Source organism: Alkalinema pantanalense CENA528 (genome assembly GCF_050753345.1).
GTDB lineage: Bacteria > Cyanobacteriota > Cyanobacteriia > Leptolyngbyales > Leptolyngbyaceae > Alkalinema > Alkalinema pantanalense.
On sequence record NZ_JBLZFX010000034.1, the window covers coordinates 26530 to 41073 of the forward strand.

Sequence of the window (14544 nt, forward strand, 5' to 3'; positions counted from 1 at the left end):
TCATTGAACCTAACATTACCAATTTAACCCAGTGTGATTTGCGTTTAGGTAATAGTGGCATTGGCTGTAGAGGTTTGAATTCAGAGATTTAACTTAGAGTTTTCTTCATGATGGTGATAGCGATGGAGATCGTGTGTTGGGGTTAAGCAAAAAAATCTTCCAACTTCTTTGAAATGCTTCGATTCTCGATACATTACTTTAGTCAAAGAATCCACTGATTGCCAGTGATTACAAAGCTGTGGGTCTGAGCATATTCGCACATCCGATCGGATTACTCGGTTTGCTGTGACGATCTGTTAATGTGCCTTGCCAATTGTATCTACTGCCGCTTCAAGCGCGATCGCCACATGGGTCCAGTGGGTGCCGCCTTGGCAAAAGACCACATAGGGATCTCGCAATGGCCCATCCGCCGAAAACTCCGACGTGCTGCCATCAATAAATGTCCCCCCCGCCATCACCAACTGGCTTGCATAACCGGGCATCTCAGCAGGAACGGGGTCTAGGTAGGATCCGATCGGAGACCAAGCTTGAATCGCCTTACAAAATGCAATAATTTTCTCTGGCGTTCCTAATTTAATGGCTTGGATCACATCTCGACGGGGATCCATAGGAGCCGGATTCACTGGATAGCCCAATTGATCCATCACGTAGGCTACGAGATGATTGCCCTTCTTCGCCTCGCCTACCATTTGTGGCGCAAGGAATAAGCCCTGGAACAGCAAGCGATTTTGGTCAAATGTTGCTCCCCCGTGGCTACCCACCCCCGGAGCCGTCAACCGGCAGCAAGCCATTTCCACCAAGTCCGATCGACCTGCCACATACCCACCCGCCGTCACGATCGTGCCGCCGGGATTTTTAATCAGCGAACCCGCCATTAGATCCGCCCCCACCATTGTCGGTTCCTGGGTTTCAATAAACTCGCCATAGCAGTTATCCACAAAACAAATGGTGTTGGGGTTCTGCCGTTTGACGATCGCACAAATTTTTTCAATCTCTGCGATCGATAAACTAGGCCGCCAAGCATAGCCACAGGAGCGCTGAATCGTCACCATGCGGGTCTCCGGGCGAATTGCCGTTTCCAAGGCTGCCCAATCAATCAGTCCTACGGGGGTTAAATCCAACTGACGATAAGTAATTCCAAACTCAGCCAGCGATCCCTGCCCCTCTTCGCGAGTGCCAATCACCTCTTCCAACGTATCGTAGGGCGCACCCACCACCGACAGTAGCTCATCCCCTGGACGCAACACCCCATAGAAGCACGATGCGATCGCATGGGTACCCGAAACAAACTGTACCCGCACCGCCGCCGATTCAGCCCCCACAACCTCCGCAAAGACCCGATCGAGCACTTCCCGCCCCAAATCACTGTGACCATAGCCCGACACACTCGCGAAATGGTGGGTTCCCACTCGGTGATGACGAAAGGCATTCAGCACCCTTTGAAGATTTTGCTTGACCTGTGCATCAATACCAGAAAAAATTTCTAACAGTGCCTGCTCTGCTTGCTGAACTAGTTCCACGCTATTCATTACGAATCATCCATCCGCCGTCTACAATCTAAAGGGGGATCCTAGGAGCGTGAGCCTGTAATCAGCACTCGACACCTTAAACCCATGTACCTGATACCAACCGAATTTAAGCTGGTGCGGAGCTTATTGTCGCGCAGATTGGGCTGATAATCCTATCGAGATTGAGGGAATGACGACGATCGCAACTGAAAAAAAACTCCAAATTTCGTGGCACTTTGTAGCCATCATTGCCATTATTCACCTCGGAGCACTCTTAGCTTTTTTGCCGGGGAACTTTAGCTGGCAGGGCTTAGGTTTAGCACTGTTTCTGCATTGGGTGACGGGTGGCTTAGGGATTACCCTAGGATGGCACCGCTTGGTGGCTCACCGGAGCTTTCAAGTGCCTAAATGGCTGGAATACTTTTTTGTATTCTGTGGCACTTTGGCAATGCAGGGTGGCCCTATTTGGTGGGTTGGCCTACACCGCCATCATCACCTGTACTCCGATCAGCCAGTGGATCACCATGATTCCAATAAAGGCTTCTGGTGGAGCCACATGGGTTGGATGTTCCATGAAGTGCCTGCCTTAAAGGAAGTCCCCAAATTTACCAAAGATATTGCAGACGATCCGGTTTATCGTTTCTTTGACAATTTTTTCTTCCCCATCCAAATTGCCTTGGGTGTCCTGCTATACGCGATCGGTGGGTTACCCTTTGTTCTGTGGGGAATCTTTGTCCGCCTAGTTTTTGTTTACCATTGCACCTGGTTTGTCAATAGCGCAACCCATAAGTTCGGCTATCGTAGCTATGAATCAGGGGATAACTCCACCAACTGCTGGTGGGTTGCACTGCTCACCTATGGCGAAGGCTGGCACAATAATCACCATGCTTTCCAATACTCTGCCCGTCATGGCTTACGATGGTGGGAAATTGACTTCACTTGGATCATGATTCGCACACTGCAAGCCCTCGGACTTGCCACCAAGGTCAAACTTGCTGAAACGAAATAGATTGTGTTGCACAAGGCGTCACGATCGGCAGGTTTAAATTAATTTGAATGAACTGGATGGATTAGAACAATTCATCCAGTTTTTTTATTGATGAAATATCGAAGGACTCCCTCCAAGGAACACTCTAGCTCCTCAAAGTCCTCGGTGAATAGTCTGCGTAGTAGTTAATGAGGCAAAGGTAATCGCTCCCCGATTGAAGCCTTTTTGACTTGACATTCCTAGGGAAATTTGGCCATCGGCAGCACATCGACAAAACCGAGGTGAAGTATTGACATAGATGGAGCCGCTATCTACGGTGCGGAGAAACTGTTCACTCGCAGAATAGGAATCCGTTGCGATCGCGTCGGCATGGTGACTACTGTGGCCATTAATAAACGCAACCGCCTCTTCAACATTCTCCGCAGGTCGAAAGGCCACAATCTTGCGGAGGTAGGGCTGTTTCCACTCACTCGGATCTACGGGTCTCAAGTCCGGTGCTTCCTGCCGCATGGCATCATCCCCTCGCAGTTCAAAGCCCCGATCACGCAAACTATCCCACAACCGAATGAGCGAAGGTAAACTATGCTGCGAAGAGACGAGGACTTTTTCGATCGCGTTAACTGCATCGGGTTCTCCCACGTGGCTATCGAGAATCATATCCCGCACCATTTCCACCGTGCCAGAAGCCGTCCAATAAAGATAACAATTGCCCATGACCGAGGTCATGGTGGGCACTGTCGCCTGCTGAGCAATTTGTGCAACCCAACTTGGGCGACCGTAGGGAATGACCAATTGAACTCTCCGATCCTGGCTAACAAGATCTCGAATTGATCCACCCCTATTACCCTGAAGCAAAATTACACTATTTTCTGGAAGCCCGATTGAGGCGATCGCCGATTGTATCACCTGAACCAGTGCCCAGTTCGTGTGGCTTGCCTCAGTCCCTCCCCGTAAAATTAGGCTATTACCAGTTTTGAGACACATCCCCGCCGCCAAAACGGCTAAATGGGGGAGGGATTCATATACTAGGGCCACGATCCCCAAAGGCACCTTAATGCGATACCGACGCGCCTTACCGAGCGTTGCCAACCCTTCTGAAGCCAAGGGATCCGATGCATAGGAAATCATCTGGAGCATCCGAATTAACCCTTCTAGCCGTTCCGGCGTCAATCTCAGCCAATCCAACAGCAGGGGAGAAACCGCCATTTCCCGGCTCGCTTCTAGATCGAGGGTATTGGCTTCTAAAATTTCATTTTGATGAGATCGCAAGGCTTGGCCGATCGCTTGGACAGCCTGATTCCGCAAGACAATGTGGGCAGCCGTTAGGGGAATTGAAGCCTGTTGGGCTGTCTGAAGGGCGACGTCGGGGGTCATTGAATACTCACCAGGGCAATCATCTTCCTATCGTCGGTTATTAAACCAGCTTCTCACAGCAGGCAGCACCACCATCAATAGGAAAGCACTAACAATGCAGAACAAAGTCACGATCGAGGCTGGTAAGTAGCGAATCACTAGCATCCAAGCTAGGAGCAAGACGCCTAGGAGGCTCACCACTGCCATCAAGTAACTATCCCGACCTGGATAAATTAAAGCCCATTGTTGTCCTGTCCAGCGCCACGATCGTCGAGCAGTATACAACCCCGATAACTGTTCAATTTGATCTCCCTCGGGCGCGACCACAAAAATATTTTGACAGTGTTCACAGCCAAATGCCTCAGTCAGCGTAATCGGAACCAGTTTTGACCGACGCCGACAGGGGCAAGGATATTCTTCCGTCAACTCAATTTTTAGGGGCTTCTGTGAATACACAGGTGAACCTAGCCTTATAGTTAGCATCACAGCACCGAATTGATGAGCTCGTCGGTTGCGAGCGGAGAGATTCGATAGCCACCCTATCCCTAGGAGCTATCTTGGGAACATGCTTAGGGAACAGTCAACTGTCCAGATTCCCGACACCCTCTACTTGAAATATTAACGATGATCGACAAGAAGCATCAACAAAAGCAATATTGGCTTAACATCCGACCTCACTAATCCCAAATCAATTTGTAATTAACACCCATAACGATCCCCCCCATCCCCCTTAAGAAAGGGGACTCTCAAGAAATTTAGATGAATTCCCCCCTTTTCTTCCTCTTCGTAGGAGATAGAGGGGCTAGACTCTACAGCATTGAGCAACCAAAGCATTGAGCAACCAAAGCATTGAGCAACCGAAGCATTGAGCAACCAATTTGGTATAGCGCCTATTTGAAAGCCATGGCTAGAACCTTAATTGTCCAAAGCCTACAGCACGATTCGAGGATTTGCCCTGAAAGGTTCTCCGGCAAGGATGACAGCACATGATTCCAAGTGGGTTCTTCTATCAGGAGATCGATCGAGGTAGGCTGATGCCTAAAGGCATTTGCGTAATGCCCTGCTATGGAAGGATTTGAAGCGAGTTGTATCACCCGAAAACTTGTGAAGAAATCATTTTCTACCCCCTGCCCCAGTCCTTCATCTTACAGGATCTGTCTCGTGACAGGTTCAGAAGCATTTGAGTTTAGCAATCAGGCGGGAAGCCCTGACATAACTAAGTTTTAAGTCATCTAACCTCAGCACAAGTCCTCAGCAATGGCAGGGTCTGGCCCTCATAGCACAACAAGTCTACACAGAGTTTTTGTGATAGCTAAGGCTATATTGAAAGCTGATGTGAAATCAACGTCGATTTGAGTTTGAATATTGCCAAGAAAGCGGGTGACGCGATTCGAACGCGCGACATTCACCTTGGCAAGGTGACGCTCTACCACTGAGCTACACCCGCGACGTTTTTGATAATCTCAGCTTTTCTTAAGCTTGTCAATATTTTTTGAATGATTATTGTGAAGAACAGCATGTCGGGTACGATGCTGCGGATCATACAATGCGCTGCAAACTTCAGGGCAACTTTAGGTGAGTCTCTGCAACATTTGCAACAGATACTATCCTTCGTCCAGGCTATCCTAAGCTTAACCCTTTCGAAAAACATTTAATTAGATTTGCCAAGAAAGCGGGTGACGCGATTCGAACGCGCGACATTCACCTTGGCAAGGTGACGCTCTACCACTGAGCTACACCCGCGATGTTTTCCATACTCTCAGCTTTTCTTAAGTTTGTCAAGCATTTTGGTGATTGTGGGGGGTGATTGTAGTGCAGGGGGGGGGATGGCAGGAATCCGTAAGATGCAGTGGGTAAAATTCACGCTATGATTTGGCTAAGCTTTGTAAACTTTTCTCAACGAATTGATTGCAAACCCCGATTGTATTAAATTTGCCCCACTTCTGATGGGAGACCGATCGTGACAGTTGCGCCCCTGAACCGCTCTTTCGAACTCCGGACTTGGTCTTGGCAAGGCCATCACATCCAATACACCGTTGTGGGTAATGGACAGCCCATTGTCTTGCTCCATGGTTTTGGTGCATCGATTGGTCATTGGCGAAAAAATATTCCAGTGCTCGCCGAGTCCGGTTATCAAGTTTTTGCCCTTGACTTATTAGGGTTTGGCGCATCAGATAAACCTGCCTTGGATTATTCCATGGAATTGTGGCAGGGATTGGTTCAGGATTTTTGCCGAGAGTTAGTGCCAACTCCAGCAGTTTTTGTTGGCAATTCGATCGGGGGACTCCTCACCCTGATGGTTATGGCAAACTCTCCAGAACTGAGCCGAGGTGGTGTACTCCTTAACCCTGCGGGGGGCCTCAATCACCGTCCCGACGAGCTTAATTTTCCCCTTCGCCTCATTCTAGGAAGTTTTGCAAAGCTTGCTAGCTCAGATCTGGTTGGCGTGTTTTTGTTTAACCAAGTGCGCAAAAAACACCGCATCCGGAATAGTCTCCGTCAGGTGTACCGCAACCCTGATGCAATTACAGATGAACTAGTGGAATTGCTCCATCGTCCCAGCTGTGATCCGGGTGCCCAGAAAGTCTTTGCCTCGATTTTGAGTGCACCAGCAGGGCCGCGCCCTCAAGACCTATTACCCCAAGTCAAGGAACCGTTGTTAGTCCTCTGGGGTGAAGAGGATCCATGGACCCCTATTCAAGGTTCCACGCTTTATCAACAACTCCGTGATCAGATTCAATTTCAGGCTATCCCTCGAACGGGGCATTGTCCCCACGATGAACGCCCAGAGATTGTCAATCAAAAGATTCTGGCTTGGCTGAACCAGCACGGTTGGTAAAATCCCGGTTGCTGTCCAGAAGCGTATTTCAAGGCCATAACAAATTCCGAAGTCCTACGGAGTCTTACCAACCGGAAAAACGCTAGGGTCTGAACCATGGGTGTGATACCACAGGGTAGTACCTGCCTTGAGGGTATCTTAGGCTGTTCAGATAGGGAGACTCCAATATGAACAATCGCAGACAGGATGCTGGCCAGCAGGTTTTGTCTGGTGCATCAGTTGGGCGAGAAACCCTTCTACCTGAGTCCTGGTTAGATGCTGTTGAACTAGATGCTGCCAGTTACAACTTGCGTAAGTCAGAAGCGGATCAATTGCTGAAACAGGGCATTGAGCACCAACAGCACCATCAGGATCAACAGGCCATAACCTTCCTGAAACAAGCGCAAGCTCTGTATTGGGAATTGAACGACATCGTTGGCCAGGAGCGAACCCTAGGTGCTTTGGGGCTATCCTGCTATAACCTAGGTGATTATCCGATGTCGATCGATTATTCTAGACGCAGCTTGAATCTTGCCCAACAAATTGAGAATTATCTCAGTACTGTTAAAGTGCTGGGAACGCTGGGCAACGCCTATCGTCATTTGGAAGATTATCAACAATCGATCGACTATCAAGAGCAAAGCCTAGAAACTGCCCGCCAACTCCACGATCGGCGAGGTGAGATGGCTGCATTGAATAACATTGGACTCGCCTATAAGGCTGCTGGAGATCACCAACAAGCCATTTTCTACGAAGAGCGAGCATTAGAAATCGCTCAAGAGTTGCAAGAGGTCAGCATTGAAGCTCAAATCCTCAAGAACTTGGGCAATGCCCATTACGCAATGGGCAACCATCAACAAGCGATCGGGTACTATCAAGAACGATTAGCCTTAGCTCGACGGCTGGGCGATCGACGCCTGGAAGGACAAGTGCTCAAAAACTTAGGCACAGCCTGCTACTCCATGGGAGATTACGATCTCGCTATCCAATACAACCAAGAGCGTATGAACCTCGCAAAATCCTTGAAGGATTACCCTGCGGAGGAACAAGCCTTGAGAAGCTTGGCTGTTTTTTATGAAGGAATTGGGCAATTTACCAAGGCTTTAGATTGCTACGAACAGCGCCTCGTCGTGACCCAAACCTTACAGGATCCTAGACTCCAAAAACAAGCGCTCGAAGATCTTAAGCGAACCTGCTATCAACTGGGTGACTTTTTTAAAGCCAACCAGTACGCTCAGCGAATGGGAGCTTAAATGGAAGCGTAGGGAACAGCGTATCAATTCAATACAATCTCAATTGGATGGGTCGGTGGGTGGATGGGTCGGTGAGTGAATCGGGAAGACTATTTCTTAGAAAAATCCCTTACGTGGAAAATATTGCTGCCGCGGGTGTAGGCTTGTGCTGTATTTGCCATGGTTCACAAGCTTTGCACCCGCAAAAAACGGGACAGTCAACTATGGAGAGCATCTTTCTTTTCCATAGTTGGCTCTAATGCTGGATTAGAGCCCTTAACAACCCTGTGGCTTTGTCTGGGAATTGTCCGACTGTTGTTGAGGCATAATTCAGCCTGGATTCAGCCTAGATTCAGGAACTATATGCTTCTGATAGCCAAGCAATATCAAAAAAATTTTGATGCCCCACATTACATTTGATGCCTCACATTACATTTGATCCCCCATAATTAGCTTCTATGGTCGGCCTGAGACTTCCAGAGTCGGCCTGAGACTTCCAGAACCGGGCGTTATCATTGATTGCATTTGCACTCTGTTCACATGCGAACCCTGTTCACATTCACACTTGTTGAATTCACCTGCGATCAAGTTACAGATTTAAAGCTAGAGAATTTTTCCTGACTATTTTTTTCATAAAGCGATGCCATTTTTTAAAATTGTGGCTAGATCAATACTGAGTCCTTACTGAGTCCTTTACTGCAACCTTGTTTTGCTGGTTCAACGTTGCCCTGTTGACTTCCTGCCAGATGAGCCCCTTGATACTGCAACTTTTATGAATGCATCCCTTGCCTTCGAGCTGTCCCCCCACGATTTTTTAGTCAAGACTGATATTTTGCCGATTCAGGTAAGTCCGAACACGTTTAAAGGATTTATTGCAAATCAAGTCGATCTGCTAATGTCCTTAGAAACGCCAGTAGTCATTTGGGCAAAGTTGCCGCGAGGCGAGTCTTGGCAAGGTGAGATCGATCGCTGCATTGCGCTGTCAGAGGAGTCTCGGAGTTTATTTCTATTTCGAAATACGCTGGAAGAGACCAATGAGGAACAGACAGCGGTTCAAGAAGTCCTGAGTCCACTGGTGGTTGACAGCTATCGTCACCATGCAACGTCTCAGGATCGCTTGGTGACCTTGCACTTGGCTGGAGATACGCTCCTCCGTCGAGAATTTTTCTTTATTGTGTGGTCTGATCAGTTTTGTAATGGCGTGTGCGCTCAGCGGAGTCGATCGAAGCGGGGCAATGAATCGAGTGAAGGGGAACATGATACTTCGGATCCGCCAATTGAAGCTAGCGAAAAACGAAATCAACTTTCTTTAGCCCATACTTTGGATCCATCGCGCATTCAACAGTTGTTGCTCCGGTTGGAAACACTGGTGCGATCGTCCAACTTTGAAGTCACTGACCATCTTGCGGCGGAGTCACCCTGCACGCTCCTGCAAATTGTGGATCAGTGGCACACCTATGGGACGCAGCAACCCCTTCCAATGTCCTCTCCCCAACTTGTCAATCAGTTATTGGGGAAACATCTGCATCGTCAGGAAGAACTGTGGCAGCGCTCCAATACCTATCGCAAGCAAGCCGAAATTGTGGAAGTTCTACAGATTCAGAATGAAGAACTGATCAATACGGTGCGGGCAAAGGACGAATTTATCAGCAATGTTGGGCAGGAATTGCGCACTCCGCTGACGAACATGAAGACTGCCTTAACCTTGCTGAATTCGCCTAACCTTAAACCGCCCCAACGCCAACGCTACATGGATCTGTTGGTGAAAGAGTGCGATCGCCAAAGTTCTCTCATTGGCAGCTTGCTAGATCTCGTCAGCTTAGATCAAATGGCAGAGCGTCAGACCTTACAACCCATCAGCCTGTCGGATGTGGTTCCTGGCGTGGTCAGCACTTATCAACCTTTGGCTGAAGAAAAAGGAGTGCGCCTAGCCTATACCATTCCAGAAGGATTACCCACGATCGCTTGCTTAAATCCATGGTTGCGCCAGATTGTTGTCAGCCTGTTGCACAACGGCATTAAATTCACGCCCCGTGGAGGACAGGTTTGGGTTAAAGCCAAGCAGCAAGGGGACTACATTCAACTAGAGTTTAGAGATACCGGAGTCGGGATTCCGGTGCAGGAAATTCCTAAAATCTTCGATCGGTTTTATCGAGTCCGCCAAATTGCCATGGATGATCCCGGCGGGGCAGGGTTGGGTCTGACCATTGTGCAGCAACTTCTATTGCGCTGTGGTGGCTCAATTTCGGTGAAAAGTCGGCCTAATGATGGGTCAATTTTTAATGTTCTTTTACCGATTTATCAGTATCGAGAGGCTGATAAACCGTCAGAATAGTTTTTGCATGTTGTGATCATTGTTATGCCTGGTTATGCCTGTTTCAATTACGCTCACTAGTGACCAAATCCATTGCATTGATACCCTCCCCGCCGAGCGCATCATTGACTCGTTTCGGGATGACATTTTGAACTATGAACAGCAGGTCGCCTTTGAGATTGCCGTGAACCGTGAACCCGGTGATCCCCGTGAATGGTCAGAAATTCCGGAGGTGCGGCTGTGGTTTATTCGCCTAGATGCTCGTTACCCTTGGTTGCCGTTTCTGCTGGATTGGCGATCGGGAGAGTTAGCCCGCTATGCAGCGATGTTAGTACCGCACCAGTTTCATCCTAAGGACGGGATCCAGTTCAACCCAGAAGCCTTGGAGATCTTTGTCATGCACAAGACCTTTACGCTCCTGCATTGGATGAAATCAGAGGGTATTGAGGGGCGCTCTCGGATTAAGGCGATGGCTAAGGTTTTGGGCTATGAACTAGAGGATGAATTTTTTGATCTGCTAGGTAACTAATCAATTAATTGATTGCGCGGGTAACTCAGGAGAGCACAAATGGCAAAGCATAGGTTAGAAGTCATGGGAATCACGATCGGCATCCTATGGGTAGCAATACTGAGTCCATTAGGCGTGGGAATCATGCCTAATGATTCTGCCCAAGCGGAGGAAGTTGGAACCTGTGCTAACCATTGCCCCCCTAAACCTCTGCAATTTACACCTGGTAAACGCATTCAAGTGCAAGTTTGGAATCGTACAGGACGCCCTCTGTTTATTGAGAAAGTCCAAGGGGCTAAACCCGTCATTTTGGTGGGAGGAGGACGAATTACCTTTCAGCGGGGAGGTAGTACGGAACCCAATGCTTCGATCGTCTTTTGGGAACAAAATGAGACGCCCCTGAAAGCAAAGCTTTCTCAACCCAAGACGGATATTTTGCGGGTCGAGTTAACCTTTGCGGCCCAGAAACCGGGAGATAAAGCTCTATTCATCCGCAATGATGGACGGATTGATCTGTTGTAGAACCATCCAGGAGGCGCTGGCAAGCGATCGGGGATCGGAATTGCCAAGCTCAGCTTAACGGGAGTGAGCCAAGCAAAATTGTCTCTCACAAATCTCCTGTCCTTGGACGGAGAATTTCCTGGGGGATCGGGGGAGTCGAGTCCCTTGACAGAACAGGGAGCAAGGCCGTTCCTCTAACGACCTGCCAGAGCCACTAGTCTTGAGGGGAGGCATTCCCCGATCTGCGCTGCTGCGTAGACGATCGAACTGCACCACAAATTTATCGAACTGACGTCAATTTAGGCCCCTCTCTAGCGACGGAATTAATCAGAGAAATATTACGAGATTTCTTTCTAGGTTTAACAATCCCGTACTCTTGTCGAGAAATGTAACAAACTACACAATACCAAACCGTTCACCATCACCTAGGGTAAGCTGGAAAAAACGATGTAGCCTTTGTGCTGAGTCTGACTCTACAGACTGTCGTATGTAGCCAATGATCGTGTGTCGCCAATTGGAGACTACAGAGTGATTAGAGACTACAGAGTGCAGCCTAACTAGTCGCAACCTAACTAGTCGCAACCTAACCAAGCACGACCTAATCAGATTTTCCCCGAGCAATTTTCAGAGAACTAGGACATACGATCATCATTCGCGATCCCGTTGATTGGAGAGGGTTGGAATCTTGGTAAATCCCCATTGAATGAGATTCCTGAGCCGTCAATCACACAACATTCATCACCATCATGCCAATCACAGCCCTCTGCTGATCTGATATCCCTGTCAGTTAGGCAACGCAAACAAGTTAGGCGAAGCAAAAAGGTCTTTAGCGTTTCAGAGTTAGAGTTTCCTTTCAAAGTATTAAATTCTAACCCTGCCACTGTCACTTTCAAAATTGAAATTATGGTAAATCACCCTTCCCCTGCAGCCCAGTTGAGCCTGCGCCTGCCCACATCGTTGAAACGATTAGCGGATCTTGCCTACAACTATTGGTGGTGTTGGCATTACGAAGCCATTTCCCTATTTGTGCTGATTGATCCCGTAGAGTGGGGACGCTGTGGGCAAAATCCTGTGATTTTGCTGGAGCAAGTTTCTTCCGATCGCCTGACTCAGTTGACCTGCGATCCCCAATACATGAAGCAATTTCATCAAGTTCTAGCCCAGTTTGATCAGTACATGACTGGGCAAGACACCTGGGGAAGTCAACATCTCCCCGATCACCTGTCCTATCAGCATCCGATCGCCTACTTCTGTGCGGAATTTGGTATTCATGAATCCCTTCCCGTCTATTCCGGCGGTTTAGGGATTCTGGCTGGAGATCACATGAAGTCGGCATCCGATTTGGCCATTCCCATGGTGGGGATCGGTTTACTCTACCGCCAAGGCTATTTTCGGCAGCGCTTGAATCGGGAAGGTTGGCAGGAAGATTACTATGTGGATGCCCCTTTTGAGCGGATGGCCTTGAGCCCGGTGAAAAATTCTGACGGCCAGCCTATAACCATCGCAGTTCAGGTTCGATCTCGCCAAGTGCAAGCCCAGATTTGGCAAGTGAATGTTGGTCGGACTCGACTATTTTTGCTAGATACCGATATTGACGGGAATGATCCCATTGATCGCTGGTTAACTGGACACCTGTACGGTGGCAACCAGGAAACTCGGATTGCCCAGGAGATCCTGTTAGGGATCGGAGGCGTGCTTGCGTTGGAAGCCTTGGGCATTGAACCTGCAATTTATCACCTGAATGAGGGCCATGCTGCTTTCTGCTTGTTAGAAGTTTGTCGGCAAGAAATGCAGAAGACAGGTCAAGCCTTCTACGATGTCGAGAAATCAGTCCGGGAGCGCTGCGTCTTTACGACCCATACCCCTGTTCCCGCAGGCCACGATGTTTTCTCAGCGGATCTGATTGATTCTTTCTTTGCGAATTATTGGGAAAAGTTAAAACTGACGCGGGAACAGTTTCTATCCCTGGGGGCTCGCCGCCTTGGGGATCCTTGGGAACCGTTTGGTATGACTGTCTTGGCGCTGCGGCTCTGTCGGAATGCCAATGGGGTGAGCCAACTTCATGGAGAAGTTTCCCGCAAGATGTGGAATGTAATGTATCCCGATCGCAGTGAGGACAAGGTGCCGATCGGCTACATCACTAACGGGGTTCATATGCCTAGTTGGATCGCGCCGCTGTTTGCAGATTTATTCACTGAGTACTTGGGGAATAACTGGCAGGATCACATGTACGATCCCAAACTTTGGCAGCAGGTCGATCAAATCCCCGATGAAGAAATCTGGCAACGGCACCAAATCCTCAAAGCCCGATTAGTAGCCCATACGCGATCGAAGGTTCGCATGGCTCGGGAAAATCGCGGCGAAGATTGGAGTTTGATCCATGCCACAACTCATCTTTTGGATCCAGAGATCCTAACGATTGGCTTTGCCCGTCGCTTTAGCCCTTACAAGCGGGGAGATTTGCTGCTACGAGATACCCAAAAGGCAATGGAGATCTTTAGCAGCACCGATCGCCCCATTCAGATCATCTTCTCTGGAAAAGCCCACCCAGCGGACGAAGAAGGCAAGCGGATTATTCAACGATTAATGGAATGGTGCCGCCAGTCTGATCTGCGCGATCGGGTCGCTTTCATCGAAGATTACGATATGTACACTGCCCGCAAGCTCGTGCATGGTGTCGATGTATGGCTAAACAATCCTCGTCGTCCCCTCGAAGCATCGGGTACCAGCGGCCAAAAGGTTTGTGTGAATGGTGGCTTGAATTGCAGCGTCCTGGACGGTTGGTGGTGCGAAGGCTATCAAGCCGATGGCCAAGGGCAGGGCTTAAATGGTTGGGCGATCGGCGAAGATGCCCATACCAGTGACCAAACCCTGCAAGACAAAATCGACTCGGAAGCGCTCTATCATTTGCTACAAAATGAAATTCTGCCGCTTTACTACGACCAAGATGCCAACGGAGTGCCGCATAACTGGGTCAAGATGATGAAAGCCTCGATCAAAACTAACTGTCCAGCTTTCAATACCCATCGGATGCTCATCGACTATGTGAATCAGATGTATGCGCCCCAAAGCGTTGCCAAGGTGGAACTTAGTTTAGCGCAGGTTTAGTGATGGTTTAGTGATGGGTCAACTAACACCACACTGAGAACAGGTTAAACGTTAAGACACCGCTTGCAGTTGGGTAGAGAACAGGCCAGTAGGTCATTTCTGCTCAACTGCTTTGTTTCGCCGCCGTTAATTTCTATGAGGGCGTTAAAGGAGCCATGGAATTAAACAGAACACGCTAAAATTGCGAAGCGCGTGTTCCCAAGCTTAATAGTGA

Annotated in this window: 10 protein-coding genes and 2 tRNA genes; 7 read left to right on the plus strand and 5 right to left on the minus strand. The window is 48.8% G+C overall.

Annotated elements, in window-relative coordinates:
* Positions 1-296 precede the first annotated feature (296 nt).
* A complete protein-coding gene (locus tag ACN4EG_RS12995) occupies positions 297-1529 on the minus strand; it encodes a methionine gamma-lyase family protein (protein WP_431629979.1) in 1233 nt (410 codons plus the stop codon).
* A gap of 169 nt (positions 1530-1698) precedes the next feature.
* Here ACN4EG_RS12995 and ACN4EG_RS13000 point away from each other — a divergent pair, with 169 nt between their 5' ends.
* Positions 1699-2517: an acyl-CoA desaturase gene (locus tag ACN4EG_RS13000; protein ID WP_431629980.1), complete on the plus strand. Its 819-nt coding sequence runs from the start codon at positions 1699-1701 to the stop codon at positions 2515-2517.
* 132 nt (positions 2518-2649) lie between these two features.
* Here ACN4EG_RS13000 and ACN4EG_RS13005 read toward each other — a convergent pair whose 3' ends face one another.
* The 4 genes from ACN4EG_RS13005 to ACN4EG_RS13020 form a co-directional block, all read right to left on the minus strand.
* Entirely contained in the window at positions 2650-3870 is a 1221-nt protein-coding gene (locus ACN4EG_RS13005; protein ID WP_431629981.1) for a glutamate-5-semialdehyde dehydrogenase, read from the minus strand.
* Between the two features lie 27 nt (positions 3871-3897).
* Positions 3898-4305, minus strand: a complete 408-nt coding sequence (locus ACN4EG_RS13010) for a hypothetical protein (RefSeq protein ID WP_431629982.1) — start codon at positions 4303-4305, stop codon at positions 3898-3900.
* A 919-nt stretch (positions 4306-5224) separates the two neighbouring features.
* Positions 5225-5296: transfer RNA gene (locus ACN4EG_RS13015), tRNA-Gly, on the minus strand.
* Positions 5297-5520: 224 nt separating this feature from the next.
* Positions 5521-5592: transfer RNA gene (locus ACN4EG_RS13020), tRNA-Gly, on the minus strand.
* Between the two features lie 217 nt (positions 5593-5809).
* Between ACN4EG_RS13020 and ACN4EG_RS13025 the strand changes: the two genes are divergently transcribed.
* The 6 genes from ACN4EG_RS13025 to glgP all read left to right on the plus strand — a co-directional run bounded on the left by ACN4EG_RS13025 (position 5810) and on the right by glgP (position 14330).
* Positions 5810-6688, plus strand: a complete 879-nt coding sequence (locus ACN4EG_RS13025; RefSeq protein WP_431629983.1) for an alpha/beta fold hydrolase — start codon at positions 5810-5812, stop codon at positions 6686-6688.
* Between the two features lie 167 nt (positions 6689-6855).
* Positions 6856-7920 carry a tetratricopeptide repeat protein gene (locus ACN4EG_RS13030; protein WP_431629984.1) on the plus strand — a complete coding sequence of 355 codons (1065 nt, stop codon included), beginning with the start codon at positions 6856-6858 and terminating at the stop codon, positions 7918-7920.
* A gap of 751 nt (positions 7921-8671) precedes the next feature.
* Positions 8672-10234: an ATP-binding protein gene (locus ACN4EG_RS13035; protein WP_431629986.1), complete on the plus strand. Its 1563-nt coding sequence runs from the start codon at positions 8672-8674 to the stop codon at positions 10232-10234.
* Between the two features lie 34 nt (positions 10235-10268).
* Positions 10269-10742, plus strand: coding sequence for a CRR6 family NdhI maturation factor (locus tag ACN4EG_RS13040; protein WP_431629987.1), 474 nt, complete (start codon positions 10269-10271; stop codon positions 10740-10742).
* A 39-nt stretch (positions 10743-10781) separates the two neighbouring features.
* Positions 10782-11243: a hypothetical protein gene (locus ACN4EG_RS13045; RefSeq protein ID WP_431629988.1), complete on the plus strand. Its 462-nt coding sequence runs from the start codon at positions 10782-10784 to the stop codon at positions 11241-11243.
* A gap of 882 nt (positions 11244-12125) precedes the next feature.
* Positions 12126-14330: an alpha-glucan family phosphorylase gene (gene glgP, locus ACN4EG_RS13050; RefSeq protein WP_431629990.1), complete on the plus strand. Its 2205-nt coding sequence runs from the start codon at positions 12126-12128 to the stop codon at positions 14328-14330.
* Positions 14331-14544 lie beyond the last annotated feature (214 nt).

What these genes read in the sequence shown, in the direction of transcription:
- ACN4EG_RS13035 (WP_431629986.1), top strand. Translation starts at nt 8,672, where the DNA reads ATGAATGCATCCCTTGCCTTCGAGCTGTCCCCCCACGATTTTTTAGTC.
- ACN4EG_RS13040 (WP_431629987.1), top strand. Translation starts at nt 10,269, where the DNA reads ATGCCTGTTTCAATTACGCTCACTAGTGACCAAATCCATTGCATTGAT.
- ACN4EG_RS13045 (WP_431629988.1), top strand. Translation starts at nt 10,782, where the DNA reads ATGGCAAAGCATAGGTTAGAAGTCATGGGAATCACGATCGGCATCCTA.
- ACN4EG_RS13030 (WP_431629984.1), top strand. Translation starts at nt 6,856, where the DNA reads ATGAACAATCGCAGACAGGATGCTGGCCAGCAGGTTTTGTCTGGTGCA.
- ACN4EG_RS13000 (WP_431629980.1), top strand. Translation starts at nt 1,699, where the DNA reads ATGACGACGATCGCAACTGAAAAAAAACTCCAAATTTCGTGGCACTTT.
- glgP (WP_431629990.1), top strand. Translation starts at nt 12,126, where the DNA reads ATGGTAAATCACCCTTCCCCTGCAGCCCAGTTGAGCCTGCGCCTGCCC.
- ACN4EG_RS12995 (WP_431629979.1), bottom strand. Translation starts at nt 1,529, where the DNA reads ATGAATAGCGTGGAACTAGTTCAGCAAGCAGAGCAGGCACTGTTAGAA.
- ACN4EG_RS13005 (WP_431629981.1), bottom strand. Translation starts at nt 3,870, where the DNA reads ATGACCCCCGACGTCGCCCTTCAGACAGCCCAACAGGCTTCAATTCCC.